Raw genomic sequence first — 18,563 nt, forward strand, 5'->3', positions numbered from 1 at the left:
GTAATCCCTGATTGAGCTTGAATGGTCGCCAGACAAGGTGCCGGCGGATGGCTCATAGTGGTGATAAGCCCTCAGCTCGCACAAACGAAAGCTTCTAAGCGATCCTTTAGCGGAACTCATCGATGAGCCGGATCCTCAATGCCCAAACCCAGGCCTGGTTACAGGTCTTCGCCTGCGCCGCTCGGCATCTGTCCTTCACGCGCTGCGCCGAAGAGCTGCACGTGACGCCCGGCGCCATCAGCCAGCAGATGCGCCAGCTGGAAGAGCGGCTGGGTTTCAAGCTGTTCCATCGCGTCGCGCGTGGCCTGGAGCTGACCGCCGAGGGCCAGCGCCTGGCGACCACCCTGAATCAGGCCTACGGGCTGATCGATGCCGAATTGCGCCGTCTCAACGCCGGTCAGTTCGGCGGCGTGGTGCGGCTCCGGTCGATTCCCTCGTTCCTGGGCAAATGGCTGACCCCGCGGCTGCCGCGCCTACAGGCCCGCTTTCCCGATCTGCAATTGCGCCTGGTGGCCGAGGACAGCAGCTGGTCGCTGCGCGAGGGCGAATTCGACCTGGCCATCGACCTGAACGACGGCAGCTATCCGGGCCTGGCCTCGACGCCGCTGATGGAGGAGGAGATCTTTCCAGTCTGCGCCCCCAGTCTGCTGGCGGGACGCCCGCCACTGGAGCGACCGGAGGACCTGGAGTTCTATCCGCTGCTGCATGACATCACCGCCTGGCGCGGCAGCTACGAATACGCCGAATGGGAGTTCTATCTGGCCAGCATCGGCGCCCCGGCGCTGGACGTGCGGCGGGGCCATACCTTCAACCGCAACCACCTGACCATCGAAGCGGCCATCGCCGGCATGGGCGTGGCCATCGCCCGCCGCGCCCTGATCACCGACGAACTGGCTCGTGGTGTGCTGGTGGTGCCGCCCTTCGGTCGTTCCGTGCCGGCGCACAAGAGGTACATGCTGCTCTATGCCCAGGGTGCCCTGGCTGACCCGCGCCTGCGCGCCCTGCACGACTGGCTGGTGCAGGAGGTGGATCAGATGGTGCTGGCGCAGCCGGCTTAGGAGCGGTCCACGACCGCGATAGGATGCACCCAGGCCCGGTAGCGAGGGCTAACGACACAAGCCTGAATGAGTGAGGGGATCGCGGCCATGGGCCGCTCCTACAGGCTATCGTAGGTTGGGTTGAGCGCAGCGAAGCCCAACAGTGTTTGCCTCGGCACCGGCATGTTGGGCTTCGACGATGGAGCCTTCTCAGCCCAACCTACGGTCGATAGCGGCCAAGCCTTCAACGCCCCAGTTTGCGCAACTCGTCCGATTCAACCACTCGCACGCCCTTGCCTTCTTCCAGAGCCAGGCGCCACAGCGCCCGGGCCAGGACGGCGGCTTCGATGCCGTGCCACTTGCCCGGCAGCCACTGCGACAGCGGGGCGGCCAGGCGCTCGCCCAGGCGTTCTTCCTGGCGCTGGCCGATCAGCAGTGACGGCCGTGCCAGGGTCAGTTGCGTCCAGCCCTGGGCGCGCAGGGCCTCTTCCAGCTCGCCCTTGACCTTGTTGTAGAAGATCGAGGACTGCGGATCGGCGCCGATGGCGCTGACCACGATGTAGTGGCGGGCGCCCAGTTCCAGGGCGCGCTGGCCGACTGCCAGGGGCAGGCCGTAGTCCACGGCGCGAAAGGCGGCTTCGGAACCGGCCTGCTTCATGGTGGTGCCCAGGCAGCAGAAGGCCACGTCCAGCGGGCCCTCCAGGGTCGGCAGCAGGCTGTTGAGGTCACCTACCGGGTTGTCCAGCCGGGCGTGTTCCGCCAGCGGACGGCGCGTCGGCGCCAGCACCCGGGGTACCGTCGGCTCGTTGAGGAGGCGGTCGAGCAGGTGTTCGCCGGTCAGGCCAGTGGCGCCGGCGATGAGGGCGTGCTGAGGCGTCAGGTACACGGGGCTCTCCTTGTAGCGGCGACCGCTGATGTCAGGTTGGACCTCAGGCGTTCCGGTTGTTCGTCAAGGCCCTGGGCGAAAGCCGCACTCAGCGGCTCGCACGCCAGGCGCGCCACTTCTGCAGCACGGCAGGCGGCGCCCAGAGCTGGGGCTCGGACGGATCGAAGCCTTCGGTCTTCTCGCGCACCGACACGGTGTCGCGAGCGCGCTGGAAGGCCTGCTCGGGATCGTCGGTGTGCTGGAAGGCCTCGGCGAACAGGGCACGGCCGAAGTAGGTGAAGTCGGCTTCGTCGGTGCAGCCGAAAGAGGTGCGATCGGCCTTGGAGGCGGTCATCACCAGGGTATGGTCGTCCTGCAATTGCGGGATGAAGCCGCCGCTGTAGCAGCTGGAGACGATGATCAGCTTGTCGCGGCCGCGCAGGGGCGCGAGCAGGCGGCCCAGCTCCGCGGCCGGCAGGCTGGAGAGGTCCAGGCCCGGTTGGGAGAGCACCAGCTGATGGTCGGCCGAGCCGTGGCTGGTCAGGTAGATGAGGATCAGGTCTTCGGGACCGGTGCGCTGGGCCAGGGCCTGCAGACTCTGGTAGAGATTCTCGCGAGTGGCCAGCGGATGGTCGCTGCGGATGTCCTTGGCGTTGATCAGGTGGACGACATCGCGGGCGCCCCAGGTGGTGGTCAGGAAGTTGGCCACGTAGTTGGCTTCGCGCTGGAATACGCCCTGACCGCCGTCACCGGCCAGCACGAGGCCATAGAGTTCGGTGGCGGAGGTGGAGGCCGGGATCTGCTGCAGCTCCTGGTCGAGCACCTTGCCCTGGTCGAGCAGGGCGCGCTCCAGCGGATCGGCGATGTATTGGCCCTGGTCGTCGCGGATGCGCTTGCCGCCCTCCCAGAGACCGCGTTCGACCTGGCCGTCGGCGCCGGTCAGGACGCCCATGCCGGCATAGACGCCATCGGCGAAGTTGCCGCGATAGACGCTGCCGTCGCTGTTGGTGAGCACACCCTGGCCGTCGAACTTCCAGTTGCGGAAGGCGCCGCGATACTGGCTGCTGTCGCTGCCGACGAATTCGCCGTTACCGGTCAGCTCGCCGCCACTGAAGCGCCCGCGCCAGAGATCGCCACCAGCGCTGCGATAGACGCCGGCTCCTTCGAACTGGTCGTCGACGAATTCGCCGTCATAGCGATCGCCACCCGGCTCCTGCCACTGGCCGACGCCATTGAGGTGGCCGTCGTTGAAGGTGCCGATGGTCTGGGTGCCGTCGCTGTCGAGCTTGGAGCCCTGGCCCTGCATGCGACCGTTGACGAAGCTGCCATGGTACTCCCAGCCGCTGCTGCTGATCAGATTGCCCTGGCCATGGTAGAGACCGCGGCGAAAGGTGCCCTGGTAGTAGGTACCGTCGGCGAATTGCTGTTCGCCGGGGCCTTCGGCAAGGCCATCCTTGAAGCGACCCTTGAGCCAGTTGCCGTTGGGCCACTCGATGCGGCCGCTGCCGTTGAGCAGGCCGCTGACGATCTCGCCGGTATAGACCCCGCCATCGGGCAGCCTCACGCTGCTCGCGTTGGGCGCTGCCTGGACAGCGCAGGCCGCCAGCAACAGCGCGGCGAGGGCGAGACGGGGCAGGAGGGCGCTCATAGGTGGGGTCGGGCGGGCGCGTCAACGCGCCTCGAGCCGGACCAGGTGACGCTCCAGCGTCGCGGAGTAGGGTTCCAGGAGACGTTCCACGCAACTGGCCCCGGCGGGGCTGGCGATGGTGCGGATACGGGCGCGTTTACGCAGCAGCTCGTCCTCGGCGATGCTCTGCTCGACCAGCAACAGGTTGCGACTGTGGCGACTCAGCGCCTGGGCATTGCGTACGGTGGTGTTTTCCAGCAATTGGGCAAGCTCCAGGCCGGCGAGGCGTTCGCCCTGCGTCAGACCCAGCTGCAGCTGCAGGGTTGCACCGCTGCCGACCACTTCCACCTGCAGCGCGTGACCGAGGGCGCGCATGATCTCGCCGCAGCAGAGCGCGCGGGTCAGGTAGTCGTCGTCGTCGCTGCGCTCGTGGAAGAGGATCAGGCTGCCGCCGTCCTTGAGGGTGTGGAGTTCGCCGTCATAGAGCTCGGTGGCCTGCTGCAGGCAGTCGCGATAGCGCTCCAGCAGCTGTTCGAGGCGGCTGCGCGGCAGCCGGCTGAGCTGGTCCTGGGCGCCGAGCTGGATGGCCAGCACCGCGGAGGTGACGATGTCGGGCTCGGTGGGTACCACCGGAGCGGGCGTGGGCGGCGGCTCGGTGAAGGAGTCCGGTACCAGATCGGCGAAGGCATCGGCGTCCAGTTCGTTGTCGGCATCCGCCGCAGGCGCCTTGCGGGCAGCCGGTTTGGCGGCGGGAGCTTTGCGCGCGGGCGGCGGCTTGACGCTCAGGCCACCCTGCTCGTCGGCGAAGGGATCGTCGTCCTCGGCCACTTCCGCCTTGGGCGGCTTGGGCGGCACCAGGCGGCTCTGCAGTTGGCGCGCCAGGTCGCCCAGTTCGTCGAGACGCCCGGCGCCCGGTGCGGGATCGTCGGGATCGCGCAGCCAGATGCGCAGTTCCAGCAGCGGAATCGACAGCTGGCGACCGAGCCGCAGGCTGAGGATCAGGGTCAGGCCCAGCAGGATCAGCCCCAAGAGACCCATGTTCTGCAGGCTGATCATCATCGGCTGCTGGAACTGGTCCATGTCCAGCGCCAGGCGCACCTGGCCGGCGGTGACGTCCTGGAAGCGGATCGGCGTGCTGTAGATGCCCTCGGTGGCGGTCAGCAGGCCCTGGCTCGGGCGGGTGCCGGACTCGGCCAGCACCCGGTTGTCCGGGCTGTAGACCGCGGCATGGGCCACCAGCGGATTGCGCGCCAGGTTGCTGAGCAGCACGTTGAGGCTGAGGTTGTCGTTGGCCACCAGCAGTTCGGCGGCGGAGTTGGCCGTCTGGGTCACCAGGCTCTGACCGACGGCGTCGGCCTGCTGCTGCATGGCATGGCGGAACTGCATGCTCATGATGCCGGCATAGATCACCAGAGCGGCCGCCACCAGCAGCAGGCTGTGGGAAACGATGCGCAAGGCCACCGGCACACGACGCTGGCGCAGGGCTCGGTAGATCAGCAGGAAGAAATTATCGGGCTTGACGGTCGCGGGGCGGGTCACAGAAATCGTTTCTTTGGACAAAAAATGTGCGGCCAGTATAACCAGCGGGCCAGGGGCGCGAAAACGGCGAATGCAGGGCTTCGCCCGCAAAAGAGGCCGGCGGTGGACTCCCGCCGCCAGCCGGTGCCCATGGCTCGGCACCGCCGGGGCGAAAGGGTAGACTGCGCGCTTTTCCGCGAGGGGATCGCCATGCAAGACGTTATCGGACTCCAGGCCGTAGGCATCCTGCCCGCCGACTGGTTGGCTGCGCTCACCGGCGCCCTGGCCGCGGCCGGTGCTCGGCTGGAATCGCTGCAGCAGCAGGGTCTGGACAACAGTGCCGCGGTGACCCTGCTGGTCAGCCCGGCCAGTGCCGGCGCCGCGCTGGGGCAGGCACTGCAGGCCCTGGGGCTGCAGGTGGCGCCCCTGGCGCAGCCGGCACCGGACAGCGGCGAAGCCCATGTCCTGACGCTGATGGGCCGCAGCCTGGCCGATCTGCCGCTGACCCGGCTGGCCGCGCTGTGCCGCGAGCAGGGCCTAAACATCCACGCCATCCGCGCCCTGAGCGAGCCGGGCGCGACCGCGCGCGCCGCCCTGGAGCTGCGCGTCACCGGCGAGCCGCACGAGCCCCAGGCCCTGCGCGCGGGCCTGCTGGCACTGGCCCAGGAAGGCCAGGCCGACATCGGCTGGCAGCCCGACGACCTGCAGCGGCAGCATCGCCGGCTGGCGGTGTTCGACATGGACAGCACCCTGATCCAGGCCGAGGTCATCGACGAACTGGCCAAGGCCGCCGGTATCGGCGAGCGGGTGGCGGCCATCACCGAGCGGGCCATGCGCGGCGAGATCGACTTCCGCGCCAGCTTCACCGAGCGCATGGCGCTGCTGCAGGGCCTGTCCGAGGAGGTGCTGGAAGACATCGGTGCCGGGCTGCGCCTGACCGAGGGCGCCGAGCGGCTGTTCGCCGAGCTGAAGCGGCTGGGCTACAAAACCGCCATCCTCTCCGGCGGCTTCACCTACTTCGCCCGCCAGGTGCAGGCGCGGCTGGGCATCGACTACGTCTATGCCAACGAACTGGAGATCGTCGACGGCAGGCTGACCGGCCGCGCCGTCGAGCCCATCGTCGATGCCCAGCGCAAGGCCGATCTGCTGCAGGAACTGGCCAGCCGTGAGGGTCTGACGCTGGAGCAGACCATCGCCGTGGGCGATGGCGCCAACGACCTGCCGATGCTGGCCCTGGCCGGTCTGGGCGTGGCCTTTCGCGCCAAGCCACTGGTGCGCCAGTCCGCCCGCCAGTCGGTGAGCGTGCTGGGCCTGGATGGCGTGCTCTATCTGCTGGGCGTGGAAGATCGGCTTACCCAGGGCTGAGCCTCCCAGCGGCCATCGCGGTCCGCCGTTGCGGCCGCGATAAACCTATCTCAAGCTGGGTCGCTGCTACTCGGCATGGAACTCGTAGTCCATCGCCTGGCTGGGCTCCTGCAGGTAGTAGCCCTGGATGAAGTGCACCCCGACCTGCCAGAGCTGAGCCAGCACGCTGGCGCTCTCGACGAAGGGGGCGATGGTCTGGACGTTCTGGGCGCTGAGCTCGGCGACCAGGGCCTTGAGGCGCTCCTGGTGGTCCGGTTGCGCCAGGTCCTTGATCAGCTTGCCCGACAGCTTGACGTAATCCGGCACCAGCAGGCGCAGCGCCGCCAGCGGCGGGTCACCGGCAGCGAAGCCGCTCAGGGTGACCGGATGACCCTGGCGGCGCAGCCGTTGCGCCATGGCCAGGGCCTGCTCCGGTTGGGCCAACAGGTCTTCCTCGCTGAGCTGAAAGATCACCGCCTCGGCGTCCAGCTGTTGCCCCTGCAGGATTTCCCGCAGCCAGGGCAGCAACTCCAGATCGCCCAGGGTCGCGCCCGAGAGGTGCACGAAGATGCGGGTGCCGTGGCCGCGGGCACGGTGTTCGCCCAGCTGACGCACCGCCTGCTGGATCACCCAGCGATCGATCTGGCCGCTCAGGCCGCTGTCACGGGCGGTGCGGGCGAATTCGGCCGGTGAGACCTCCTCACCCTGGGGGTTGATCAGCCGCAGCAGGGCTTCGTAGTACTCGTGACTGCCGCCGCGCAAGCCGATCACCGGCTGGAACAGCAGGCGAAAGCCGTTCTGCTGCAAGGCCTGCTTGACCATGGCCACCAGGTTGCCGCGATTGGCGGCGGCGGCCAGCTCTTCCTGGGGGTCGTAGCGTTTGCAGGCGTTGCCGCCCCGTTGGGCGACCTGGCGCGCGGAACGGTGCGCCCGGTCCACCAGGTCGCCGGCGCTCTTGGTATGGCTGTCCAGGCTGACCACACCGATGGAATAGCTGATGGCCAGATTACGTCCGGCCAGGGCCAGCGGCTGGCGCTCCTGACGGCCGAGCAGGCGCTCGAAGGCGCTGTCCAGGCTGGCGTCGGCCGCCTGGGGCAGGAGAACGGTAAAGGCATCGTCGGCGAAGCGCGACAGGGTCACCAGGGTGCCGAAGTGCTCGCTCAGGCGCTCGGCCAGGGCCACCAGCAACTCGTCCATGGCGCCTATGCCCAGCTCGGCCAGCAGGGTCGGATAGCGATCGATGCTCAGGTAGGCGAAGCTGGCCGGCGCGCCGAGCCGGGCGCGCTCCAGGGCGTCTTCGAGCAATTCGAGCATGCGGCTGCGATTGAGCAGCCCGGTCAGGGTGTCCTGGAAGCGCACCTCGCGCAGCTGTTCCTCGAGGGCCTCGGCGGCCGGGGCCGCGCGCTCCTCGCGCAGGTGCAACTGCACGCAGGGTTCGTCGAGATAGATGGCTGGCGTCAGGCGCAGGTGCACGTCGAGGGTGCTGCCGTCCTGGCGGACGCACCGGCAATCCAGTTCGAGGGGGCTGGGAGCGTCGCGCAACTGACGGAAGGCCTCGCGTAGCGCCGGTTGGTCGGCGGCGGCGATGAGGTCCATCAGCGGCGTGATTTCCAGGTCTTCCGCGGAGGGATAACCCAGCAGCTCCACATAGGCCGAGTTGACGTGGATATGCAGACCGTCGTGGACATAGGCCACCGCATCCACGGCATTGGCCAACAGCAGCTGGCAGCGCTGCTCGGCTTCGGCCAGGGCCTGTTCCAGGCGCCGGCGTTCGTGGCGCTCGGCCAGATTGCCCAGTTCGCGCAGGCTGGCCAGCAGCAGGTGCTCGTCGTTGTCGCTGGCGATACCGTCGCGGGCGCCCAGGCGCAGGGCTTCGAGCACCGCCGTGGGCTCCTCGGGTGCCACCCGCTGGATAACGGCGAGCTGAGGCGCCCGACGGCGCAAGAGACGCAGGGCGGCCAGGCTGTCGAGCTCAGGAGAAGGTGGGGCGAGGATGGCGAGGTCCCAGGATTGGGACAGGAGTTCGTCGAGATCCGCGGGGTCGGCCAGACGGTGGGCCCGCGTTGCCCGTCCGGCATTGCGGAACAGGCTGACCAGACGTTCCGCCTCGTTCTGCGATGCTTCGAGCAGCAACAGGCGGATCGCACTGTGTTCGGCAGCCATGGTCTACTCGCACCCTGGCGATAACGACAATCCCTCGAAGCTACAGAGACTTCCACAGCGAGTCAAAGTCTTCCTCCAGCCGCGCACTACCACTCGAAGGCCCTCCGTTAGGCTGAGCTCCGGTCTGTTCCAGCAGATAATATTCGAAGACGCTGAAGCTGACCGTCATGCTGCGGCGCCGGTCGAGCATGCCACGCTGTTCGTTACCCTGCTGATTGATCTGCACCTTGCTGCCTTCCTGGAAGGGCAGGCGCGGCGCGATCAGCGTCGGCGCCTGATCGATGGCCTTGATCTCCGGCAGCAGCAGCGCACGCAGGTACTGGCTGTTCTGCTCGGCCTTGCGCAGCAGCTGCAGACCGCAGGGCCGCGCGGTGGGCGCCAGCAGTTCGACGCCCATCTGGGTGCCACTGCCGGGCACCTGGCGTACCCAGCGCACCACCGCCGGGCCCCAGTTGTGATCCTCGGGCAGGCGCACGCCGAGCAGTTCACCGGCCTGTAACTGTTCGGGCACTTCGCCGCTCCAGCTCAGGCAATAGCCACCGGGACTGTGGTTGACCACCTGTACCGCATGGATCGGAAAGGCCGGACTGGCCGCCTCGCCGTCGCCGGGCAACACGTCGTAGTGGATTTCCTCCAAGGCCTCGGTGCTCCAGTCCAGGGCATCGGACGCCCGGGTGTCGGCATCGAAGGCCAGCGACCAGACGTCTTCCTTGGGTTTGGGGGCAAAGGTTTCCGGGGCCGCCACGGCCGACAGCCGCAGGGTGTCGGCGAACACCTGGCCACCCGCGAGTTGGTAGTGCAGGGCACTCATGCCGATGCAGACCTGTACCTGACCCTGACCGGGCATGCGCTGGAAGGCACGATCCGCCTCCTGACCCCAGGCCCCGACCAGGTGTTGCAGCAGATCCAAAGACAGATCGCCGTGTACCGGCAGGCGCGCGCGTGGTCGCTGTTCCGGCGCCAGGGCCAGATAGTCCTCGATGGCCTGCACCAGCTGCTGCGGGGCGAGCCCCAGGAGGCCACTGAGGTTGGCTTCGCGCAGCAACGAGCGATAGCGCGGCGGGGCGTCGATCTGTGGCGCCACCACCATCAGGGTACCGTTCTGCTCGGGGCCTTGCAGGCGGATCAAGCCGGCCCAGTCGTCCAGGTGCAGGGTCAGCTGGGCGATGTGGCTCTGGCGCAACTGGTTGCAGCGGGCGGCGCCAAACAGCAGGGCGGCGCCATAGGCCTGGGTGATGGTCTGGCTGCCGTCGCCGGGCAGCAGCTCATCGCGAATTTTCTGGTTGTGCAGGCCAGTGGTCACCGCCAGCCGATAGAGTTGATGCAGCTCCAGCCAGAGGTTGTCGTGAACCGGTGTATAGAGCTGGGCGGCGCGGATCAGCGGCCCGAGCAGGGCGCGCAGGGCGCGCTGGATGGCGGTGGCGAGCAGCGTGCTGCGTTCGCCGCGCTCGCTTTCCTCGACCACGATCAGCTTGTAGCCGGCGGCCAGCAGGTTCTGCAGGGCCTGGCAGAGATTGGCGACCTTGCGCGAGCGCTCGTCGAGCACGATGGCTTGATTGAGCACATGACGTTCGAGCAACTGGCAGACCCGCTGCACGTCCGGGCGCAGGGATTCGAGCAGGCGCAGCCGGGCTTCCGGTGTCAGAATCAGCCGATTGAGCTCCAGCAGCCCCTGATAGAGCAGCCGGGCGAATTCGCCCAGCTTGGCTCGCGGCAACTGCTCCAGCCAGCGCTTGAGGCCGGCTGGCGTGGCGTCACAAAACGTCAGGCTGCGCTGATCGGGCGTCGGTACCCGCAACATGAGCTGTGGCCTTTTGCTATCCATTCGCCGCGCGCACTCCTGTTTCGATGGGCAATGAACCGCGCATCTAGGCGAGAGACCCTGGCTCGGAAACGGTGGTCAAGGGGGCCGGCGTGGTCGGAACCCCCAGCAGTTGCCCCATGTTGACGGTGGACAGGGCGCCGAGTTCAGCGGACCAGTTCACCGCGTCCGGACCGAACAGCACGATGGCGGTGGAGCCCAGCTTGAAGCGACCCAGCTCGTCGCCGGTGTGCAGGGTGATGGGCGCACGCGCGGCCTCGTCGTAGGCGAAACGCTTGAGTTCGCGCTTGGGTGGCGTGACCAGGCCGGCCCAGACCGTCTCGATGCTGGCGACGATCATGGCACCGACCAGGATGACCGCCATGGGGCCCACGGCGGTATCGAAGATGCAGACCACCCGCTCGTTACGGGCGAACAGCTCGGGCACGTTCTCGGCGGTGAGCTGGTTGACCGAGAAGATGCGCCCGGGCACATAGACCATCTCCTTCAGGGTCCCGGTGAGCGGCATGTGCACCCGGTGGTAGTCCTTGGGTGACAGGTAGATGGTGGCGAAATGGCCGCCCATGAAGGGCGCGGCGCGCAGGCCGTCGCCACCCAGCAGCTCCAGCAGGCTGTAGCTGTGGCCCTTGGCCTGGAAGATGCGGCCGTGCTCGATGCGGCCGAGCTGGCTGATGGCACCGTCGCTGGGGCTGACCACCACGCCGGGCTCGGCTGGCAGCGGGCGGGCACCGGGCTTGAGGGCGCGGGTGAAGAAAGCGTTGAAGTTCTCGTAGGCGGTGGGGTCTTCCACCTGGGCCTGGCGCATGTCGACGTCATAGTGACGGACGAACCAGCGGGTCAGCAGATTCTTGAACCAGGGCGCCCGGCACTCGGCGAAGCCACCGATCACCCGCGACAGCAGATGGTGCGGCAGCAGGTGCTGGGCAAGGATGAACAGTCGGTCTTGCAGTTTCATGAGAGGTCCTTGGCAGTCATTCGATGGGGGTGTCGGGGTGGTTGCCCCATTCGCCCCAGGAGCCGGCATAGGCTTTGACGCGCGGATAGCCCAGAGCCTTGGCCGCGAGATAGGTGAAGCCGGATCGGTGATGGGTCTGGCAGTGGGTGATGATTTCCTTGTCGCGGGTGATGCCCAGGCGCTCCAGTTCGGCGGCCAGGTCCTCACGGATGCGCAACTGGCGCGCAGCGTCCATGCCGGCGGTCCACTCGAAGTTGATCGCCCCGGGGATATGCCCGCCACGGGCGGTCAGCACCTTCTCGCCGCGATACTCGTCGGCGCCGCGGGCGTCCCAGATGGCCAGGTCTTCGGCGCCCAGCCGGCTCTGCAGATAGGCCCGGCTGGCGGTGGGCTCCTCGTGCAGAGTCAAAGCGACCGGTGCGCCCGCCGCAGCGGGTACCTCGGTGCTCAGCGGCAGGCCGGCGGCGATCCAGCCCTGGCGCCCGCCGTTGAGATAGTGATAGTGGCCGTGCCCGATGACATCGAGCAGCCAGATGAAGCGTCCGGCCCAGCCGCCGCCTTCGTCGTCATAGACCACGTAGACGGCCTCGTCGCGCTGGCCCAGTTCACCGAACAGCTGTTCCAGGTCCGCCTGGGCCGGCAGCAGGCCGGGCGCCGGCTTGCTGCCCAGCTGGGTGCGGGCGGGTGTGACATGGCGCGCGCCGGGCAGATGCCCCTCGGCATAGTGGGCGGCGCTGCAGAGATCCACCAGGATGAGTTCGGGCGCATCCAGGCGCGCCGCGAGATCGGCCGGTTCGATCACCAGGGGCAAGGCGGAAAAGGGCATCGCGGATTTCCCGTCGGTCCGTAGAAGGTGAAGTGTACCGAGGTTGACCGGCCAGCGTCAGGCCGGTCTTGCCCGCGGACGATTGGCGAAGGTGCCAATGGCGCGCTCGATGCAGGTGAAGGTCTTGTCCAGCGCCGCGGTCCGGCGGGGATCCGCTGGCTGTAGTTCGCTGTCCAGGATCGCCAGCAGCACCACCCGTTCGCCGAAGCCCAGGCTGCGCAGCCAGAGCCGCTCGTTGCTGAACAGCCGGCGCAGATCGGCGGGCAGGTGCGGCGCGAAGCGCGCTCGGTTGCCGTCATCGATGCGTAACTGGCCGGGGCTGCCGAACAGCTTGGCCAGCAGGGGATGGCTGGCGATATCCAGTTGCAGGCCGGGGGCGTCGTCCAGGCCGTGGTGCAACTGGACATTGCCCTTCTGGCCGTTGCGATCCGGGGTCAGCAACAGCAGCCGCGGCAGGCCGCAGGCCACCAGCGCCTGGCGGGCGCAATCGAACAGCTGGGGCAGGGTGGCGAAGGCGCTGGGCGTGTGCAGCAGCTGCTCGCAGAGCCCGCGCCAGCGCTGTGCCTGACTCTCGCTGGCGACCTGTACCCGGGGCACCGGCTTGAGGCGCCGTTCGCCCGGTGGCCAGACCAGGCCCTCGGCCGGATGCCAGAGGCCGGGTCGGGCATGGCGCTGGGCATCCTGCACCGCCAGTTCATGGCTGCGACTCTGCACCCGTGCCAGCGGCAGTTGCAGATAGAGGGCACTGAAACGCTGCCAGCGCAGGGTATGAGAACCATCCCAGGCATGGTGGCTGGCCAGGGCCAGACCGTTGGCCAGCAGGATGGTGTTGCCGGGATGGGTCAGCCAGCGGCGCAGATTGGGGTCTTCGTCGAGGCGCTGCTGCTGTTCGAGGGGATCGTCGCCATGGGCGATGTGCAGCGCCCTGACCAGTTGCCGGCGATCCTGGTCCAGCAGGCGATAGCCTTCCACGATCCACTCGGGCAACTGCCAGTGACGGGCCAGCGCCTGGCACAGGCGGATCGCCGGCACGCCGAGCAGCTCGCGCTCGACCTTGAGCGCCGGTTCGCCTTCGCCCAGCACCCGCCGTTCCCATTCCTCGAAGAGTTCCGGATAACGGGTCGCCAGCGGCCAGAGCGGCGCCAGAAAGAGCAGGGCGGCCAGGCGGATGTCCGGCCACAGCCGCGCCAGGGGCACGCCGAACAGGCCCAGCCCCAGGGTCATGGCGTGCTGGCTGACCAGGCATAGCTGCCGCAGCGGACGCGGCAGGCGCTCCTCGGGCAGGGTCGGCTGGCGGGCGATCAGGTACTCCGCCGGCCCGAGACCGACGCGGCCGAGCACGGCCTCCAGACTGGCGGCCGGATCGCCAAGGCTGGCATGGCCGCGATTGGCCTCGCGTAGCAGGGCCAGCGCCAGGGGTGGTGACTCGCAGAGCCGTTCGGCGATCTCATGCAACGCCAGACGGCCATCGGCCAGGGCGCGGCGCAGACGCTCCGCGGTGGCGGTGGCCACCGGCAGGCGTACGCCTTCCAGGTGTTTGACCCAGTCTTCGACGGTGTTTGGGCGGCTGGACATACGACGGTCGCCTTGAAATTTGATGAAAGGCCTTCAGTCCGGGGCGCCGGGTCCGATAAAGGGGACGTGAGGGCAGATCCCCGGCTCAATTTTCCTTAGCACACAGTATTCCCAACCATGGCAAAAATCATCGGCATCATCGTGATATTCGCGGCTGTCCTCGGCGGCTACATTCTCGCGCATGGCAAGATCGCTGCGATCATCCAGCCGCTCGAGGTCCTGATCATCGGCGGTGCCGCCCTGGGGGCCTTTCTGCAGGCCAACCCGGGCAGCACCTTCATGCAGGTGTTCAAGAAGTCGCTGAAGATGTTTGGCAATCGCTTCACCCACGCCTTCTACCTGGACGTGCTCAAGCTGCTCTACGAGATCCTCAACAAGAGCCGGCGCGAGGGCATGATGTCCATCGAGGCGGACGTCGAGGATCCCAAGGCCAGTCCGATCTTCAGCAAGTACCCGAACATCCTCAAGGATGAGCGGATGACCGCCTACGTCGCCGACTACCTGCGGCTGATGTCCTCCGGCAACATGGCCCCCCACGAGCTGGAAGGCCTGTTCGACATGGAGCTGGCGGGCATCAAGGAAGAGCTGGAGCATCCGTCCCACGCGGTATCGCGGGTCGCCGACGGCCTGCCCGGCTTCGGCATCGTCGCCGCGGTACTGGGTATCGTGATCACCATGGGCATGCTCGGCGAGGGCGACCAGGCGGCCATCGGTGGCCACGTGGGCGCGGCCCTGGTGGGTACCTTCCTCGGTATTCTCGCCGCCTACGGCTTCTTCGGTCCGCTGGCGACCTGCCTGGAGCACGACGCCAAGGAAGAGCTCAATGTGCTGGAGGCGATCAAGGCCTGCCTGGTCGCCGCTGCCAGCGGCATGCCGCCCACCGTCGCCGTGGAATTCGGCCGCAAGGTGCTGTTCCCGGCGCACCGGCCGTCCTTCAGTGAGCTCGAGCAGGCGATGCGGGGCAGCTGATGGACAACAACCAGCCGATCATCGTCAAGCGCATCAAGAAAAGCGCCGCCGGCCACCACGGCGGCGCCTGGAAGATCGCCTTCGCCGACTTCGCCACCGCCATGATGGCGTTCTTCCTGGTGCTCTGGCTGATGTCCTCGGCCACCCCAGAGCAGAAGAAGGCCATCGCCGGCTACTTCCAGGATCCGATCGGCTTCACCGAAAGCGCCAGTCCCTATGTCATCGACCTGGGCGGCACGCCGACGCCGGCGCCCGATCGCACCCTGAATCCCGAGATCCAGGCGCAACCGGATTCGACCCAGAACAAGGTCAACCCGGACGTGCAGGAGCGTGCCGATCCCAACGACTCCAACCGCGTCGCGCCCGATCCCACCCAGGCGCCCGATCAGTCCGACAAGCGCCAGCCCAACGACGCGGCCCAGCAGCAGAAGGATGCCAGTCAGGCGAAGATGGATCCGAGCCAGGCGGAAAAGATCGCCGAGCAGGTCGACAAGGAGCGCCTGGAGCTGTTGCTGCAGGAGCTGCAGAACAAGATCGAGCAGAATCCGGAATTGCAGAAGTTCAAGGACCAGATCCTGCTGGAAATCACCCAGGACGGCCTGCGCATCCAGATCGTCGATGCCGAGAACCGGCCGATGTTCGACTCCGGCAGTCCGCGACTGAAATCCTATTTCGAGGACATCCTGCTGGCCATGGCCGACACCATTCGCCAGGTGCCGAACAAGATCAGCATCAGCGGCCATACCGATGCGGCGCGCTACAACGGCAAGGGTGACTTCAGCAACTGGGAGTTGTCCGCCGGTCGCGCCAACGCCGCACGCCGGGCGCTGATCGCCGGTGGCTATCCGGAAGAGCAGGTGGCGCGGATCGTCGGCTATGCCTCCTCGGCCCCCTTCGATCGCGAGCATCCGCTCAATCCGGTCAACCGCCGCATCGATATCATCGTCCTGACCAAGAAGGCCCAGCAGGCCATCGAGGGACGGGCCGGGAGCAGCCAGGCACCGAAGCCGGCGACCGATGGCGCGCCGGCTGCCAGTCGCAGCGGGGTCTCCAGTGGTGGCGTCAGCGCCACCGGCAATCTGGCGCAACCCATCAACAACGCCGCCTTCAAGCAGCAGATCAACGCCTTCGACGCCGGCGTCATCCAGAGTAAGCCCTGAGCGGTCATGGCGATCGATAGGAAAATTCGCTGCTAGCGTTCGGTTTTTTCGTACGTTGACGTGAAGACGGCTGGTTAAGCTGCAGGGGTTTCATGACGGATCGGGCACCTTGCGCCCTGGCGCGCGGTCTCCCGATCTCCGATTCCCTTGCAGGAGCCTTCCGATGAGCAACGCCTTTATCGACACCATCAAGCGCCGCCGCAGCCAGTACGCGCTGGGCAAGAATCTGCCGCTGGCCCAGGACCAGGTCACCGCGCTGATCCAGGAGGCGGTCAAGCTGTCGCCCTCCGCCTTCAATTCGCAGAGCTCGCGCGCGGTGATCCTGTTCGGCGCCGAGAGCGACAAGTTCTGGGGCTTCGTCATGCAGGCGCTGCGGCAGATCGTGCCGGCCGACGCCTTCGCCGCTACCGAGGGCAAGATCAACAGCTTCGCGGCCGGCGCCGGCACCGTGCTGTTCTACGAGGATCGGCATGTCGTTGCCGGCCTGCAGGACAAGTATCCCGCCTATGCCGACAACTTCCCCATCTGGTCGGAGCAGGCCAGCGGCATCGCCCAGTTCTCGGTATGGACGGCCCTGGCCAATGCCGGCATCGGCGCCAGCCTGCAGCACTACAATCCGCTGCCCGACGCCCTGGCCGCCGCCGAGTGGCAACTGCCGGAGACCTGGCACCTGCGCGCCCAGATGCCCTTCGGTTCCAACGAGGGCGACTTCCCGGAGAAGGGCTTCATGGACGATGCCGAGCGCTTCCGCGTCTTTGGCTGATAGTCGTCGATCGATAAAAACGCCGGGCTTGCCCGGCGTTTTCGTTAGTAGCGCGATTCGCCTTCCAGGCTAGCCAGGATATGCCGGTAACTGGCCATCCGCTGCGGATGGATATCGCCGCGTTCCAGGGCCGCGAGCAGGGCGCAACCGGGCTCGCGCTCGTGCTTGCAGTCGCGGAAGCGGCAGTGGCCGAGGTAGTCGCCGAATTCCTTGAAGCCGGCTTCGACGTCGTCGCGGCTGACGTGACTGAGGCCGAATTCGCGAATACCGGGTGAGTCGATCAGGTCGCCGCCATCGGGAAAGTGGAAGAGCCTGGCGGTGGTAGTGGTGTGGGTGCCCTTGTTGGTCAGCTCCGACAGCGGCCCGACGCGCGTATCGACGCCCGGTAGCAGGGCGTTCACCAGCGACGACTTGCCCACGCCGGACTGACCGACGAAGACACTGACGTGTTCGTCCAAAGCGCTCTTGAGCTGGCCCATGCTCAGGCCGTTGTGGGCCGACACCTCCAGCAGCGGATAGTCCAGCTCGCGGTAGATGCCCAGCAGTTCGTCCAGCGCCGGACCGTTGTGCTCGTCGATCAGGTCGGCCTTGTTGAGCAGCAGCAGCGGCTGAATGCCGGCATGCTCGGCCGCCACGAGGTACCGGTCGATGAGGTTGGCATGGGGCGTGGGCAGCGGGGCAAAGACGATCACCAGGCGGTCGACGTTGGCCGCCACCGGCTTGAGCTGACCGCGCATGTCCGGCCGGCAGATCTCCGAATGGCGCGGCAACTGGGCGACGATGACGCCATTGCCCTGGATACCGGAGCGAAACACCACCTGGTCGCCCGTGACCAGGGTCGGCAGGTTGGCGCGCAGATGGCAGCGCTGCAGCCGACCTTCGCCATCTTCGACCTCCACCTGAACGCCGAAATGGGCGATCACCTGGCCCTGTTGTTCCGGGCCCAGATCGCCGCCTTCCAGTTCGTCGACCAGCTTGGATTCGCGCTTTTCCGCGCGAGCAGCGCGTTCAGTCTGGATTTTTTCGATCCGCCAGCTCTGGCGACGGGTCAGGTGGCGTTTGGCCATGGGAAGTCCGCGGGTTTCAGGGTCGAGGAGTCTAGCATTGGCCGCCTCTCGCGGATTACCTAAACTTGGCGCACCTCGTCGCTCTGGAGCCCCCATGCTGGCCCATCTCGCCTCGCGCTATCCCCTGTTGCTGGCCGTGCTGGTGCAACTGGCCGCCTTGGTGCTGGCGGTCGTCGGACTGCGGCTGTGGGCCGGCTTCACCGGGCAGCGCCCATCGTTGCTGCTGCTGGTGTGTCTGCAGGCGGTGCTCGCGGCGCTGCTGGGCGAACGCCTGGGCCTGGCGCGCTGGTGGGTCTTCATCAATCTGCTGTTCGCTCCGGCGCTCTACCTGGTCAGTGGTCGCGGCCTGTCGGCGGGTATCGCCGCGCTCGGCTTCCTGCTGCTCCTGCTGCTGAACTGGAACAGCCTGCGCGAGCGGGTGCCGCTCTATCTCACCGGGCGCCAGACCCGCGAGCGGCTGGCCGAGCTGCTCGCCGAGCGCGAGCTGACCTTTCGCTTCGTGGACCTGGGCTGCGGTCTGGGCGATACCCTGGTCGATCTGTCCCGGCGCTTTCCGCAGGCCACCTTCGTCGGCGTGGAGACGGCGCCGCTGAGCTTCGCCCTGGCCTGGCTGCGCTGCCTGCCACGGCGCAACTGCCAGGTGCGCTATCGCGATCTCTGGCGAGTGGAGCTGGGCGAGTTCGACGTCGTCTACTGCTTTCTCTCCCCGGCGCCCATGCCACGCCTGGGCGACAAGGCCCGCACGGAGCTGCGGGCCGGCAGCTGGCTGATCAGCAACACCTTCGAGATTCCCGGCCAGCCAGCGGACAGGGTGGTGGAAGTGGGCGACCTGCGTGGCAGCCGGCTGCTGCTCTGGCGCCGGTAGGTGCGCG

The 18,563-nt window shown here is 67.4% G+C and carries 15 protein-coding genes; 6 read left to right on the forward strand and 9 right to left on the reverse strand.

Features of this window, described 5'->3' with window-relative positions; translation table 11 throughout:
* Positions 1-122 precede the first annotated feature (122 nt).
* On the forward strand, positions 123-1,058 hold the full coding sequence (locus C722_RS0123725) for a LysR substrate-binding domain-containing protein (RefSeq protein ID WP_017642882.1): 936 nt from the start codon (positions 123-125) through the stop codon (positions 1,056-1,058).
* A 223-nt stretch (positions 1,059-1,281) separates the two neighbouring features.
* Here C722_RS0123725 and C722_RS0123730 read toward each other — a convergent pair whose 3' ends face one another.
* The 3 genes from C722_RS0123730 to C722_RS0123740 all read right to left on the reverse strand — a co-directional run bounded on the left by C722_RS0123730 (position 1,282) and on the right by C722_RS0123740 (position 5,068).
* Positions 1,282-1,923 (reverse strand): oxidoreductase, encoded by a 642-nt coding sequence (locus C722_RS0123730; RefSeq protein ID WP_017642883.1) that lies wholly within the window; start codon positions 1,921-1,923, stop codon positions 1,282-1,284.
* Positions 1,924-2,011: 88 nt separating this feature from the next.
* The gene (locus tag C722_RS25360; protein ID WP_017642884.1) at positions 2,012-3,550 is read right to left on the reverse strand and encodes a C13 family peptidase; all 1,539 of its coding nucleotides are present in this window, start codon (positions 3,548-3,550) and stop codon (positions 2,012-2,014) included.
* A gap of 21 nt (positions 3,551-3,571) precedes the next feature.
* The gene (locus tag C722_RS0123740) at positions 3,572-5,068 is read right to left on the reverse strand and encodes an AhpA/YtjB family protein (RefSeq protein ID WP_017642885.1); all 1,497 of its coding nucleotides are present in this window, start codon (positions 5,066-5,068) and stop codon (positions 3,572-3,574) included.
* Positions 5,069-5,257: 189 nt separating this feature from the next.
* On the opposite strand from C722_RS0123740, the gene serB reads away from it, so the two are divergent.
* Positions 5,258-6,412 (forward strand): phosphoserine phosphatase SerB, encoded by a 1,155-nt coding sequence (gene serB / locus C722_RS0123745; protein ID WP_017642886.1) that lies wholly within the window; start codon positions 5,258-5,260, stop codon positions 6,410-6,412.
* A 66-nt stretch (positions 6,413-6,478) separates the two neighbouring features.
* Here serB and C722_RS0123750 read toward each other — a convergent pair whose 3' ends face one another.
* Genes C722_RS0123750 through C722_RS0123770 form a run of 5 tightly spaced genes read right to left on the reverse strand, consistent with a single transcriptional unit; the run spans position 6,479 to position 13,732 of the window.
* Positions 6,479-8,554, reverse strand: coding sequence for an EAL domain-containing protein (locus C722_RS0123750; protein WP_017642887.1), 2,076 nt, complete (start codon positions 8,552-8,554; stop codon positions 6,479-6,481).
* Between the two features lie 40 nt (positions 8,555-8,594).
* Positions 8,595-10,379 carry a hypothetical protein gene (locus C722_RS0123755; protein ID WP_026084066.1) on the reverse strand — a complete coding sequence of 595 codons (1,785 nt, stop codon included), beginning with the start codon at positions 10,377-10,379 and terminating at the stop codon, positions 8,595-8,597.
* 43 nt (positions 10,380-10,422) lie between these two features.
* Positions 10,423-11,331: an archaetidylserine decarboxylase gene (gene asd, locus C722_RS0123760; protein ID WP_017642889.1), complete on the reverse strand. Its 909-nt coding sequence runs from the start codon at positions 11,329-11,331 to the stop codon at positions 10,423-10,425.
* Positions 11,332-11,347: 16 nt separating this feature from the next.
* A complete protein-coding gene (locus C722_RS0123765; protein ID WP_017642890.1) occupies positions 11,348-12,157 on the reverse strand; it encodes a rhodanese-like domain-containing protein in 810 nt (269 codons plus the stop codon).
* A gap of 57 nt (positions 12,158-12,214) precedes the next feature.
* The gene (locus C722_RS0123770; protein WP_017642891.1) at positions 12,215-13,732 is read right to left on the reverse strand and encodes an HDOD domain-containing protein; all 1,518 of its coding nucleotides are present in this window, start codon (positions 13,730-13,732) and stop codon (positions 12,215-12,217) included.
* 117 nt (positions 13,733-13,849) lie between these two features.
* On the opposite strand from C722_RS0123770, the gene motA reads away from it, so the two are divergent.
* The 3 genes from motA to C722_RS0123785 all read left to right on the forward strand — a co-directional run bounded on the left by motA (position 13,850) and on the right by C722_RS0123785 (position 16,624).
* A complete protein-coding gene (gene motA, locus C722_RS0123775) occupies positions 13,850-14,701 on the forward strand; it encodes a flagellar motor stator protein MotA (protein ID WP_017642892.1) in 852 nt (283 codons plus the stop codon).
* Positions 14,701-15,861 carry a flagellar motor protein MotB gene (locus C722_RS0123780; protein WP_017642893.1) on the forward strand — a complete coding sequence of 387 codons (1,161 nt, stop codon included), beginning with the start codon at positions 14,701-14,703 and terminating at the stop codon, positions 15,859-15,861. Before motA ends, C722_RS0123780 begins: the two co-directional genes overlap by 1 nt.
* A 163-nt stretch (positions 15,862-16,024) precedes the next feature.
* Entirely contained in the window at positions 16,025-16,624 is a 600-nt protein-coding gene (locus C722_RS0123785) for a nitroreductase family protein (protein WP_017642894.1), read from the forward strand.
* Positions 16,625-16,668: 44 nt separating this feature from the next.
* Here the strand turns inward: C722_RS0123785 and rsgA are convergent, their stop codons facing one another.
* Positions 16,669-17,691 carry a small ribosomal subunit biogenesis GTPase RsgA gene (gene rsgA / locus C722_RS0123790; RefSeq protein WP_017642895.1) on the reverse strand — a complete coding sequence of 341 codons (1,023 nt, stop codon included), beginning with the start codon at positions 17,689-17,691 and terminating at the stop codon, positions 16,669-16,671.
* Positions 17,692-17,785: 94 nt separating this feature from the next.
* Between rsgA and C722_RS0123795 the strand changes: the two genes are divergently transcribed.
* Positions 17,786-18,556, forward strand: a complete 771-nt coding sequence (locus C722_RS0123795; protein ID WP_017642896.1) for a trans-aconitate 2-methyltransferase — start codon at positions 17,786-17,788, stop codon at positions 18,554-18,556.
* Positions 18,557-18,563 lie beyond the last annotated feature (7 nt).

This window comes from Pseudomonas sp. 313 (genome assembly GCF_000316965.1).
Classification (GTDB): domain Bacteria; phylum Pseudomonadota; class Gammaproteobacteria; order Pseudomonadales; family Pseudomonadaceae; genus Chryseomonas; species Chryseomonas benzopyrenica.